The following is an 11,667-nucleotide window of genomic DNA, read 5'->3' as shown; positions in this document are numbered from 1 at the left end:
GGGCGGCGGCGCGCAGGCCGATCGTGGCCGCCGACCCCGCATACACGCCGCTCAACAGCGGATCCACCGACCGCGCGACGACCTGCTCGCCGAACCGCTCCCCCACCAATTCGGCCGTCGCGGGGTCGCCGCCGGGCCGCCAGCGCAAGGGGCGGCCGGGTTCGGCCTCGATGCGCGCGACGGTCGCCTCGTCGACCAATCCCGCCACCGCGGCGGCCGACGACGGGATCCCGACCACCGTGCCGGCGGGCAGCGGGTGCACCGTCCCCCCGCTGTAGATCAACGGCCGCGCGCCGGTGGACACCAGTTGGCGCCCCGCCAGGCCCAGCTCGACCAGCAGCGCCGGCATCTCGGGCCGGCGCAGGATGAACGCCTCGGCGCCCAGGTCCATGGTCTGGCCGCCGACCCGTTCGGTGCGCAGGATGCCGCCGAGCCGGTCACCCGGATCGAACAACGTGATGGCGGCGCGGTCGCCCACCGCCGCCCGCAGCCGGTAGGCCGCCGTCAGCCCCGAAATCCCACCCCCGACAACGCAATACGAGGGGGCGGTCATAGGGAGTGGACCAGTGACACCAGGTCGGTCAGCACGCCGGGCTCGGTGTCCGGCAGCACGCCGTGGCCCAGGTTGAACACGTGACCGCCCGCGCCCGCGTCGACCGCCCGGCGCCCGTCGTCGACCACGGCCCGGGCGGCGCGTTCCACGGCCGGCCAGCCCGCCATCAGCACCACCGGATCGAGGTTGCCCTGCAGCGCCGTGCCCGGCGCGACCCGCGTCGCCGCGTCGGCCAGGGACGTGCGCCAGTCCACCCCCACCACCGTCGCCGTGGCTGGTTGCAAGGCCGCCGACATGGCGCCCAGCAGTTCCGCGGTGCCCACCCCGAAGTGCGTCATCGGCACCCCGTGCTCGGCCAGCGCCCCGAACACCCGGGCGCTGTGCGGCTGCACATAGGCGCGGTAGTCGGCGAGCGACAGCGCGCCCGCCCAGGAGTCGAAGACCTGGATGGCGTCCACCCCGGCCTCCAGCTGCGCCCGCAGGAAGCCGACGGTGATGTCGGTGAGCTTTTCCATCAGCGCGTGCCAGCTGCCCGGGTCGGCCAGCATCATCGCCTTGGTGCGGGCGTGGTGGCGGCTCGGGCCGCCCTCGATCAAATAGGACGCCAGCGTGAACGGCGCGCCCGCGAACCCGATCAGCGGGACCTCGCCCAGCGCCGCCACCAGCAGCGTGACCGCGTCGGAGACCGGCTGAATACGTTGCCGGTCAAGGGGTTTCATCGCGTCGACGTCGGCAGCGGTGCGCACCGGCGACGCGATCACCGGCCCGACTCCGGCGACGATGTCCAGGTCGATGCCCGCGCCCAGCAGCGGCACCACGATGTCGGAGAACAAGATCGCCGCGTCGACGCCGTGCCGGCGCACCGGCTGCAGGGTGATCTCGCAGACCAGCTCGGCGTCGAAGCAGGCCGCCAGCATGTCGCTCTGGGCCCGCAGCGCCCGGTACTCGGGCAGCGAACGGCCCGCCTGCCGCATGAACCACACCGGGATCCGCGCCGGTTTGCGACCGGTGACGGCGGCCAGATACGGCGACGCGGGGAGGTCGCGGCGAGTACTCATTGTCCTCAATGCTGCCACGACGGCGGGCCCGTCCCCTCGCTGCGTACTATCAACGACCGTGCCAGTCAGCCAGCCCCCCGTGAATTACGACGAGTTCCCCAGCCTGCGCTGCGAAGTCGGCGACGACGGCATCCTGACGCTGGTGCTCGACGCCCCCGGCCTCAATTCGGTCGGGCCGCAGATGCATCGCGACCTCGCCGACATCTGGCCGGCCATCGCCCGCGATCCCGACGTGCGCGTGGTGCTGGTCCGCGGCGAAGGCAAGGCCTTCTCCTCCGGCGGCAGCTTCGACCTGATCGCCGAGACGATCGGGGACTACGAAGGCCGGATCCGCATCATGCGGGAAGCCCGCGACCTGGTGCTCAACATGGTCAACTTCGACAAGCCCGTCGTCTCGGCGATCCGGGGACCCGCCGTCGGCGCGGGCCTGGTGGTGGCCCTGCTCGCCGACGTCTCGGTGGCGGGCCGCACCGCAAAGCTGATCGACGGGCACACCAAGCTGGGCGTGGCCGCGGGCGACCACGCCGCGATCTGCTGGCCGCTGCTGGTCGGGATGGCCAAGGCCAAGTACTACCTGCTCACCTGCGAGACGCTGCTGGGCGAGGAAGCCGAGCGCATCGGCCTGGTGTCCACCTGCGTCGACGACGACGACGTGCTGGCCACGGCCACACGGATCGCCGAGGATCTGGCCCGCGGCGCGCAGAACGCCATCCGCTGGACCAAGCACAGCCTCAACTACTGGTACCGCATGTTCGCGCCCGCCTTCGACACCTCGCTCGGCCTGGAGTTCCTCAGCTTCAGCGGCCCCGACGTGCAGGAAGGCCTGGCCGCGCACCGCGAGAAGCGGCCGGCCCGCTTTACCGGCGGAAACGCCCCCTGAGCAGGGTCGATACCCCTCGATGAGGTCTGGTAACGGCTTGGTAGCGGTCGGCGCGCCTGATTCCGCGTGTCGGCCGATAGGTCTACCGTCGGACCCTGTGACTCGTGCCGCGCCAACGCAGGACGGCCGGGATGAACAGGAGCGGCGCCAAGTGACCTCAGCTGAACCGGAGCCATTCCGCGAGGCGGTAGCGTCGATGAACGCCGTCACCGTGCGGCCGGAGATCGAGCTGGGCCCCATCCGCCCGCCCCAGCGCCTGGCGCCCCACAGCTACGCGCTGGGGGCCGAGGTGAAGCATCCCGACCGTGAAATCGTCCCCGAGCGGTCCGACGGCGACGCCTTCGGCCGCCTGATCCTGCTCTACGACCCGGAGGGCGCCGACGCGTGGGACGGCACCATCCGCCTGGTCGCCTACATCCAGGCCGATCTGGACCCCACCGAGGCCGTCGACCCCCTGCTGCCGGAGGTGGCGTGGAGCTGGCTGGTCGACGCGCTGGAATCCCGGATGGAGCAGGTCACCGCCCTCGGCGGCACCGTCACCGCCACGACGTCGGTGCGGTACGGCGACATCTCCGGGCCGCCGCGAGCCCACCAGCTGGAGCTGCGGGCGTCGTGGACCGCGACCACGCCGCAAGTCGGCGTCCATGTCGAGGCCTTCTGTGAGGTACTGGAACACGCGGCGGGCCTGCCGCCGACGGGCGTCACGGATCTGAGTTCGCGGTCACGCGCCTGACATGGGCGAACCGGAGGCCCACGGGCCCGGCGGCACCGCGCCCGACAGCGCCGAACCCCAGCCCACCCCGCTGCTGCGCCCGGCCGAGGGAATCCCGGACCTTTCGGTGACCGTGGGCGAGATCGAGGCGGCCGCTGAGCTGTTGGGGCGTGGCCGCGGCCCGTTCGCCGTGGACGCCGAGCGGGCGTCGGGTTTCCGCTACTCCAACCGGGCCTACCTGATTCAGATCCGGCGGGCCGGGGCCGGCACCGTGCTCATCGACCCGGTCAGCCACGGCGCCGACCCGCTCGAGGCGCTCCGGCCCGTGGCCGAGGTGCTCGACGAGGACGAATGGATTCTGCATTCCGCCGATCAGGACCTGCCCTGCCTGGCGGAGGTCGGCCTGCAGCCCCCGGCGCTGTACGACACCGAGCTGGCCGGGCGGCTGGCCGGGTTCGAACGGGTCAACCTGGCGACCATGGTGGAGCGGCTGCTGGGTTCGGGGTTGGCCAAGGGCCACGGGGCGGCCGATTGGTCCAAGCGTCCGCTGCCCGAGGAATGGCTCAACTACGCGGCACTCGACGTGGAACTGCTCATCGAGCTGCGCGGCGCGATCGCCGACGTGTTGGCCCAGCAGGGCAAAACCGGTTGGGCCGCAGAGGAATTCGACTATCTGCGACAGGTGGGTTCCCGGGATCCCAGCGCGGCGGCGCGACCGGACCGGTGGCGGCGCACGTCGGGGATCCACCGGGTGCGCGACCAGCGTGGGCTGGCCGCGGTGCGCGAACTGTGGTTGACCCGCGACCGCATCGCCCAGCGCCGCGACATCGCGCCGCGGCGCATCCTGCCGGACTCCGCGATCATCGAGGCCGCCCTCACCGACCCGAAGACGATCGAGGACCTCACCGCGCTGCCGGTGTTCGGTGGGCGCAACCAGCGCCGCAGCGCCGCGACCTGGCTGGGGGCGCTGGAAGCCGCCCGGCAGACCAAGAATCCGCCGGCCGACGCCGAACCGCCGAACGGGCCCCCGCCGCCGGCGCGGTGGAGCAGGCGCAAACCCGAGGCCGCCGCGCGGCTGGAGGCGGCCCGGGCGGCGCTGTCGGAGGTGTCGGAGCGGGTCAACGTCCCCACCGAGAACCTGGTGTCGCCCGACCTGGTGCGGCGGCTGTGCTGGGACTGGGAGGGCGCGCCCGACCCTTTCGAGGCGGTCGAGACGTTTCTGCGCGCCGGGCAGGCGCGGCCGTGGCAGCGGGAGTTGGTGGACCCGGTGCTGGCGCGGGCGCTGCAGCCGCCCGACGACGACGCCGGCGGCTAGTTCGGGGTGTTCGAGCGTTCAGCGTGAATCGTGGGCATCGGGTGTGAAAGCTGGGCGGACACATCGCCGAAATCCCGCCCTGGGCGCACACTCAAAGCCCTGAATGCATTGACGCCGGTGCCTAGTCGAGGTGCTCGCGGATCTCCGCTTCGGTGACGGCACTGCCCAGCGCGGCGACCCAGCCGGTGATGCGGCGGGCCACGTCCTGATCCGTCAGCCCCAGGTCGGCCAGCAGCTCGCTCCGCGAGGCGTGCTCGTAGAACCGCTGCGGCAGGCCGACGTCGCGGCACGGGACGTCGATCTCCGCGCGCCGCAGGGCCGCGGACACCGCCGACCCGATGCCACCGTTGACCCCGTTGTCCTCGCACGTCACGACGAGCTTGTGCTGCGCCGCGAGCTCGACGATCCCGTCGGACACCGGCAGCACCCAGCGCGGGTCGATCACCGTCACGCCGATCCCCTGGTTGTGCAGCCGCTTGGCGACCTCCAGCGCCATCGGGACGAACGCGCCGACGCCCACCAACAGCACGTCGTGGTTCAGCCCGGCGGCCGGCACGGCCAGCACGTCGATCGCCGAGATGCCGGTGCCGCGCCGCTCGATGGCCGGAATGTCTTCGCCCACATCGCCTTTGGGGAACCGAAGCGCCGTCGGGCCGTCGTTGACGTCCAGGGCCTCGCCGAGCTCCTCGCGCAGCCGGGTGGCGTCGCGGGGCGCGGCCACCCGCATGCCGGGCACGATGCCCAGCATCGACATGTCCCACATGCCGTTGTGGCTGGCGCCGTCCGAACCGGTGATCCCGGCGCGGTCGAGCACCATGGTGACGGGCAGCTTGTGCAGCGCGACGTCCATCATGATCTGGTCGAAGGCCCGGTTGAGGAACGTCGAATAGATGGCCACCACCGGGTGCATGCCGCCCATCGCCAGGCCGGCAGCCGACGTCATCGCGTGCTGCTCGGCGATGCCGACGTCGAACAGGCGGTCGGGGAATCGTTGCCCGAACGCGCTCAGCCCGGTCGGGCCGGGCATCGCCGCGGTGATCGCCACGACGTCGCGGCGCTTCGTTGCGTAACCGATGAGCGCGTCGGAGAAGGTGGCGGTCCAGCCGGGCCCGGCGACCTTGGTGGCCTGCCCGGTGACCGGGTCGATGACGCCGCACGAATGCATCTGCTCGGCCTCGTCGTCCTCGGCCGGCCCGAAACCCATGCCCTTGCGGGTGACGACGTGCACGATCACCGGCCGGCCGAAGCCGCGCGCGTGGCGCAGCGCCATCTCCACCGCGCGTTCGTCGTGGCCGTCGACCGGGCCCACGTACTTCAGCCCGAGGTCGGTGAACAGCAGCTGCGGCGACAGCGAATCCTTGATGCCGGCCTTCACGCTGTGCATGAACCGGTAGGCGAGGTTGCCGAAGAACGGCAGCGAGCGCACCGCGTCGCGGCCCCGCTCCAGGGCCTGCTCGTAGGCCGGCTGCAGGCGCAGGGTGGCCAGATGGTCGGCGACGCCGCCGATCGTGGGCGCGTAGCTGCGGCCGTTGTCGTTCACCACGATGATCACCGGGCGCTGCGACGCGGCGATGTTGTTCAGCGCCTCCCAGCACATGCCGCCGGTGAGGGCGCCGTCGCCGACCACGGCGACGACGTGCCGGTTGCGGTGACCGGTCAGCTCGAAGGCCTTGGCGAGGCCGTCGGCGTACGACAGCGCCGCACTGGCGTGGCTGGACTCCACCCAGTCGTGTTCGCTCTCGGCGCGCGACGGATAGCCCGACAGCCCGCCCTTCTTCCGCAGGCTCTCGAAGTCCTGGGCGCGTCCGGTCAGCATCTTGTGGACGTAGGCCTGATGGCCGGTGTCGAAGACGATCGGGTCGTGGGGTGAGTCGAACACCCGATGCAGCGCGAGCGTCAGTTCGACCACACCGAGGTTGGGCCCGAGGTGCCCACCCGTGGCTGCGACCTTGTGGATCAGGAACTGGCGAATCTCGGCGGCCAGTTCGCGCAGCTGCTGCCCGGACAGGTGTTGCAGATCAGCGGGCCCGCGGATCTGTTCCAGCATCCCGATAGTCTACGCAGCGACCGCCGGGCACAGCAGAACGCGACTGGAGGCGGCCGGCCTATGGCGGGCCGAAGAGTTCGGCCAGGGTGTCCCGCAGTTCGGGATCCGCCAGGACGACGACCTCGTCGCCGGCTTGCAGCTGGGTGTCGCCCCGCACCGGCACCACGCCGGTGGTGCGGACGATGATGCTGACCCAGATGTCACCGACCCGGTCACCGAGCCCCTCGACCGTGCAACCCTCGATGGCGGCCCCCTTCGCGACGCTGAAGCGATGAACCCCCTCCGGTTCGTCCGCGAGCCGGACACCGATCTCCCACGGCCGGGTCTCCACGGTGCGCATCGGCAGCTGCAGCAGGCTCGCCACGCCGGGCACCGCGCTGCCCTGCACCAGCACCGAGAAGATCACGACGACGACCACGATGCCGTAGAGGCGTTCGGCGTTGGGGACGTGCGCGGCGCGCAGCAACTCGCCGAGCAGGATCGGCACCGCCCCTTTGAGGCCGGCGAACAATATGAAGACGCGTTCGTTTCGCTTCAGCTGCACACCCAGCAGGCAGGCGCCCACCGCCAGCGGGCGAATCAGCGCCGTCAGGGCCACCGCGAGGGCGAGCCCGGGAACCCACACGTCGGGATGGATGAGCACGTTGAGGTCGACGGTCAGGCCCAGCACGACGAACGCGACGATTTCGGCGAGGCCGGCCAGGGCGGCGTGGAACCGCTTGATCTCCGGCTTGTAGGGCGCGCGGGCGTCGCCGATCACGATGCCGGCGACGAACACCGCCAGAAATCCCGAGCCGTGCGCCAACGCGGCGATGCCGTACAGCATCAGGCACGACGCCAGGGTTCGCAGCGGGTAGAGGCCCTCGCTCGGCAGTGCCACGCGGCGCATGAAGACGAGCAGTGCGCGGCCACCGATCACCCCGACGGCCAGGCCGATCGCCATCTGCAACGCGAATTGGGTTCCCACGCTGGCAAACCCGGCCGCGCTGAGGGCGCCGGCGGCGACCAGGCTGGACATCAGCGAGATGCCGACCGGATCGTTGGCGCCGGACTCGCCCTCCAGGATGGTGCTGCTGCGGCCCCTGATCTCGCGTTTGCCCAGGACCGAGAAGACCACCGCCGGGTCGGTGGGAGCCACCGCGGTCGCGACGAGCACCGCGGGGAACCAGCTGATCCCGCATGCGTAGTGCAGCATCAGCGCGGCGCCGGTGGCGGTCAGCTCGGTGCCCAGGACGCCGAGCGACAGGATGGGGGCGACCGCCCTGCGGAAACGGGCGGGCCCGATGTGCATGCCGCCGTCGAACAACACCAGCACCAGCGCGATGGTGATGACCCGCTCCACGATCCGCTCGGATGGCGGCTGCACCGCGGGCACGGCGCGCACCGCGACCGCCGCCCCGATCAGCACGAGCAGGGGCACCGGAATTTTGATCCGCTCGGTCAGCCGATTCGCCAGCACCGCGATCAAACCGACGGCGCTGGTGAACAAGACCATCAGCGCGTAACTGACGGTCTCGTTCACGACGGCCGCAATTCCAGGCGGCTGACGACCGACTCCACGGTCGCGGCCCGCTCTTCGGTGGAAGGCACCCAAGCCTTTCGGTCGGTCGACAGGGACATCGAGCACATCGCCGACCAGACTTCCCGGCACACCGCGACGGAGTCTAGCCGCTCACGGCAGGCATCACCTGCAAAGGCATCGTGGTCACCGCGGTCTCGTTCGTGCTCGCCGCCGGCTGCCTGTGGCTGCGCGACATCGCGATGGCCGCAGGCCTAGTATTTCGCGCGGAAACGGCTGAACAGCGCCCACGCGATCGCCAGGTTGTAGACAACACCGCCGATCAGGTACGGCCACCAGGCGCCGTTGCCGTCGGCCACCCAGAAGGCCTTGGCGGCCCAGTACGGCGGCAACACACCGAACGCGACGTTCCAGTTGGAGTGGATGAACCACGGCACGCACGGCAAGCCGGCGATGAGCATGCCCAGGGCGCGCACCACGGCCAAGCCCTGAATCTTGTTGCCGGCCATGTCAACGATCAGCAGCAGCGTCACCACCGCCGACAGCCCCGCCAGCAGCCCGATCGGAATAAGATCCGGCAGGAGCCCAGATCTGAGCAACCCACTGAACGACATGGTCGCGATGACGTAGACCGCGGTCACCCCGAGAACCGTGGCCGCCCGATACGCGAAAAAGGTCGACATCGACACCGGCGTGACCCGCAGCGCGGTCAGAGTGCCGGCGTCGACCTCGTCGAGCACCAGAAACGCGGCCAGCGCGCCGACAATGATGATGCTGGTCAGCAGAAGGAATGCGGTCAGGATCAGCGGGTAGTACCCAACCAGGTCAAACCCGTTGCGGTGCGCCAGCATGGCGGTCACGCGTGGCGTCAGCACCGCCACGGCACTGGTCCAGATGACGGGTGCGACGACGACCATGACCAGCAATGGATCGCGATAGGTACCCCGAATGTCGTTGCGCCCGAGTGCAACCAGTGCGCGTACCGTCCCCATCACACCCCGCCCGGCTTCGCGACGACGTACCGGGCGAACAAGGCCTTCGCCGCCCAGCACAACGCGGCGATGGAAAGCGCCGGATACGCGACGGCGTAGCCGGCTTGCCACGCCGTCAGGCGTATCTGATTGAAGGCGCATCCCAACAAAAGCAGCGGCCCCTGCGTAGGCAACAGGTACAGCACCGGATTCGGCCAGACGCCGGACAGATAAAGGACCGGCAGGTTCATCACAGCCAGGGGGATCGTGGCGGTGATGAACCAATCACTGATCGAGGCGAACGGAAGCGATGTGGTGAATCCCACCAGCAGCATGACCAGCGTTCCAAGCGCCACCCCCAGGAGCATGGGGACCGGATGGTACGCACCGCCGTGGGCGATCGAGATGACCACCGCCGCGACGCAGACCGAGACCGAGAGCAACACCGCGAGCGTGGCGGTCAGGTATTCGGTGAACCGCAGCGGAGTGGAGATGATGGCGCTCAGTGTGCGTTCCTGCCTTTCGAAGAACACCGTTCCTGCGATGAAGAAGAACCCGATGATGGTGGTGTCGCCCGCCAAGACGTACGGCTCGACGACCGGGCGCAAGCCAGCCGACATGGGCAAGAGCACCGCCAGCCAGATCAGTCCCGAAAAGACAGCGGCATGTAGAAAGCGTTGCCGCACTTGGAGGGTCAGCTCGAGTCGCATCATCCACACCAGCCGGGTCATGCCAACCGCCTCCCGGTGATCTCGACGAAGACGTCGTCGAGGCTGGCTTCCCTGCTATGGATCGTCTCGACGTGATGTTCACGCAGCACCGCGTGGAATGCCGGGTCGTCGACAAGACCGTCCATGGCGAACTCCGCGGCGTGCAGGTCACCGCCAGTTACCCGATATTCGACCCGGACGAGGCGCCTGCTGCGGGCGATCTTCAGTTCGGCGGGGCGGTCCATCGCGGCGATCGTTCCGTCGACGACAAACGCGATCCGGTCGCACAGCTCGTCGGCGACCGCCATGTCGTGGGTCGTCAGAAATATGGTGCGCCCCTGCGCCTTTAGGCTGGCGATCATCTCCTTGACTGCGCGGGCGTTCACCGGGTCGAGGCCCGACGTGGGCTCGTCGAGGAACAGCAGCTCGGGATCGTTGATCAGCGCCCTGGCGAACGTGAGCCGCATCTGCATGCCCTTGGAGTACTTGCCCACGCGGGTATGCGCGTCGTCAGCCAGCCCGACAGCGGCCAGCAGGCGCATCGGGTCCGCCGTCGCGCCGCTGTAGAGCGACGCGAAGAATCGCAGGTTCTCCAAGCCGGTGAGCTTCTGGTAGTGGTTGGGCAACTCGAAGGACACGCCGATGCGTTCGTAGTAATCGGGTCCCCAATCCCGGGGGTCGCGGCCCCACACCGCAATCCGGCCGCCATGTCCACGGAGTAGGCCGATCAAGAGCCGCTGCGTTGTCGACTTCCCTGCGCCGCTGGGACCGAGAAAACCGAAGATCTCGCCGCGGCGCACGAAAAAGTCCAGACCACGCAGCGCCGGCTCCGCAGCGCCCGGGTAGGTGAAGGTGGCCCCGCAAACCTCGATCACGTCGCCCCCGGCGCCCGGCGGCTCAGGTATTGGCACGGATCTCGCAATCCCTTCGCGGTGAGCCGTCTCCGATCGGGCGGCCGCCCCAGCCTAACAAGATTTCAGAAATGACTGAATAGTCCGAATCTACAAATCCTACGATAGTCTCCGAGGATGGCTACGGATAACGGGAACGCAGGCCGTCGCGACGCTGCCGAACAGCTCGCACTTGTGCTCGCCAACCACGGACTGCAACGCATGACCGCCCGGGTGCTCGCCACCCTGCTGTTCACCGAGCAGCCCAGCATGACGATGGGCGAACTGGCCGAGCGGCTGCATGCCAGCTCGGGCGCGATCTCCGGAGCGATCAAAATGCTCAGCTCTGTGGGCCTCGCCGAACGGGTGCCCGCCCCGGGCAGCAGGCGCGATCACTACCGGCTGCGCGACGACGCGTGGGCGACGCTTTTCACCAATCAGAACGTCGTGATAGGCGCCATGCAGGCCGCCGCCGAGGCCGGAATCGCGGCGACCGAACCCGACAGCCCCGCCCGGCAACGGCTCACGCGGATGCGGGATTTCTACGCCTTCATGCTCGACGAGATCCCGGCCCTGCTGGAGCGCTGGCAGCGATCAGCGGATTAGCGGGTCAGCAGCGCGACGCATTCGGTGTGGTGAGTCAGCGGGAACGCGTCGAACACCTTGATCTTCTCGACGGCATAGCCGTGGCCGCGGTAGAGCCCGATGTCGCGCGCGAAAGACGCCGCCTCGCAACCGATGTGCACCACCCGCGGAACGCCGGCGGCGGCCAGCAGGTCGATGACGTCGCGTCCGGCGCCCGTCCGCGGCGGATCCAGCACGGCCACATCGGCGCCCGACCGCTGCGCGCCCAGCGCCCGCCGCACGGAGTCGGTGACGACCTGCACCTGGGGCAGGTCGTCGAGCGCGGCGCGTGCCGAGCGCGTGGCGGCGCGCGAGGTGTCGACGGTCAGCACCCGCCCCGACTCGCCGACCGCGGCGCCCAGCGCCGCGGCGAAGACGCCCGCGCCGC

Annotated in this window: 10 protein-coding genes and 2 pseudogenes; 4 read left to right on the top strand and 8 right to left on the bottom strand. The window is 69.9% G+C overall.

From position 1 onward, the window contains the following. Both HMPREF0591_RS25530 and hemE read right to left on the bottom strand, forming a co-directional pair. Positions 1–553, bottom strand: a pseudogene (locus tag HMPREF0591_RS25530) (NAD(P)-binding protein); the annotation flags it as partial. Continuing rightward, positions 550–1,611 (bottom strand): uroporphyrinogen decarboxylase, encoded by a 1,062-nt coding sequence (hemE, locus tag HMPREF0591_RS25525; RefSeq protein WP_007171613.1) that lies wholly within the window; start codon positions 1,609–1,611, stop codon positions 550–552. The pseudogene HMPREF0591_RS25530 and the gene hemE, both read right to left, overlap by 4 nt. A gap of 58 nt (positions 1,612–1,669) precedes the next feature. Here hemE and HMPREF0591_RS25520 point away from each other — a divergent pair, with 58 nt between their 5' ends. The 3 genes from HMPREF0591_RS25520 to HMPREF0591_RS25510 all read left to right on the top strand — a co-directional run bounded on the left by HMPREF0591_RS25520 (position 1,670) and on the right by HMPREF0591_RS25510 (position 4,518). Beyond that, positions 1,670–2,491, top strand: a complete 822-nt coding sequence (locus HMPREF0591_RS25520; protein ID WP_040623895.1) for an enoyl-CoA hydratase/isomerase family protein — start codon at positions 1,670–1,672, stop codon at positions 2,489–2,491. A gap of 151 nt (positions 2,492–2,642) precedes the next feature. Beyond that, entirely contained in the window at positions 2,643–3,224 is a 582-nt protein-coding gene (locus tag HMPREF0591_RS25515) for a DUF3000 domain-containing protein (RefSeq protein ID WP_040623894.1), read from the top strand. A 1-nt stretch (position 3,225) separates the two neighbouring features. Further along, positions 3,226–4,518 (top strand): HRDC domain-containing protein, encoded by a 1,293-nt coding sequence (locus tag HMPREF0591_RS25510; RefSeq protein ID WP_007171610.1) that lies wholly within the window; start codon positions 3,226–3,228, stop codon positions 4,516–4,518. Positions 4,519–4,639: 121 nt separating this feature from the next. Here HMPREF0591_RS25510 and dxs read toward each other — a convergent pair whose 3' ends face one another. The 5 genes from dxs to HMPREF0591_RS25485 all read right to left on the bottom strand — a co-directional run bounded on the left by dxs (position 4,640) and on the right by HMPREF0591_RS25485 (position 10,688). Beyond that, positions 4,640–6,565, bottom strand: coding sequence for a 1-deoxy-D-xylulose-5-phosphate synthase (dxs, locus tag HMPREF0591_RS25505; protein WP_007171609.1), 1,926 nt, complete (start codon positions 6,563–6,565; stop codon positions 4,640–4,642). 58 nt (positions 6,566–6,623) lie between these two features. Then, positions 6,624–8,087 (bottom strand): cation:proton antiporter domain-containing protein, encoded by a 1,464-nt coding sequence (locus tag HMPREF0591_RS25500; protein WP_007171608.1) that lies wholly within the window; start codon positions 8,085–8,087, stop codon positions 6,624–6,626. 251 nt (positions 8,088–8,338) lie between these two features. After that, positions 8,339–9,076 carry a hypothetical protein gene (locus HMPREF0591_RS25495; RefSeq protein WP_007171606.1) on the bottom strand — a complete coding sequence of 246 codons (738 nt, stop codon included), beginning with the start codon at positions 9,074–9,076 and terminating at the stop codon, positions 8,339–8,341. Next, a complete protein-coding gene (locus HMPREF0591_RS25490; protein ID WP_007171605.1) occupies positions 9,076–9,786 on the bottom strand; it encodes a fluoroquinolone export ABC transporter permease subunit in 711 nt (236 codons plus the stop codon). Before HMPREF0591_RS25490 ends, HMPREF0591_RS25495 begins: the two co-directional genes overlap by 1 nt. Further along, positions 9,783–10,688 carry an ABC transporter ATP-binding protein gene (locus tag HMPREF0591_RS25485; RefSeq protein WP_040623892.1) on the bottom strand — a complete coding sequence of 302 codons (906 nt, stop codon included), beginning with the start codon at positions 10,686–10,688 and terminating at the stop codon, positions 9,783–9,785. The genes HMPREF0591_RS25490 and HMPREF0591_RS25485 overlap by 4 nt, the downstream gene beginning before the upstream one ends. Positions 10,689–10,793: 105 nt before the next feature. Here HMPREF0591_RS25485 and HMPREF0591_RS25480 point away from each other — a divergent pair, with 105 nt between their 5' ends. Continuing rightward, positions 10,794–11,261, top strand: a complete 468-nt coding sequence (locus tag HMPREF0591_RS25480) for a GbsR/MarR family transcriptional regulator (protein ID WP_007171603.1) — start codon at positions 10,794–10,796, stop codon at positions 11,259–11,261. Here HMPREF0591_RS25480 and HMPREF0591_RS25475 read toward each other — a convergent pair. Beyond that, a pseudogene (locus tag HMPREF0591_RS25475) lies at positions 11,258–11,667 on the bottom strand (class I SAM-dependent RNA methyltransferase); the annotation flags it as partial. The gene HMPREF0591_RS25480 and the pseudogene HMPREF0591_RS25475 sit on opposite strands and share 4 nt — an antisense overlap.

Source organism: Mycobacterium parascrofulaceum ATCC BAA-614 (assembly GCF_000164135.1).
Classification (GTDB): Bacteria; Actinomycetota; Actinomycetes; order Mycobacteriales; family Mycobacteriaceae; genus Mycobacterium; species Mycobacterium parascrofulaceum.
Note: the sequence above shows the minus strand (reverse complement) of the source record. Positions and strands in the feature narration are given on the sequence as shown.

Coding starts and splice junctions, on each gene's coding strand:
- hemE (WP_007171613.1), bottom strand. CDS start 1,611: ATGAGTACTCGCCGCGACCTCCCCGCGTCGCCGTATCTGGCCGCCGTC.
- HMPREF0591_RS25510 (WP_007171610.1), top strand. CDS start 3,226: ATGGGCGAACCGGAGGCCCACGGGCCCGGCGGCACCGCGCCCGACAGC.
- dxs (WP_007171609.1), bottom strand. CDS start 6,565: ATGCTGGAACAGATCCGCGGGCCCGCTGATCTGCAACACCTGTCCGGG.
- HMPREF0591_RS25495 (WP_007171606.1), bottom strand. CDS start 9,076: ATGGGGACGGTACGCGCACTGGTTGCACTCGGGCGCAACGACATTCGG.
- HMPREF0591_RS25490 (WP_007171605.1), bottom strand. CDS start 9,786: ATGACCCGGCTGGTGTGGATGATGCGACTCGAGCTGACCCTCCAAGTG.
- HMPREF0591_RS25480 (WP_007171603.1), top strand. CDS start 10,794: ATGGCTACGGATAACGGGAACGCAGGCCGTCGCGACGCTGCCGAACAG.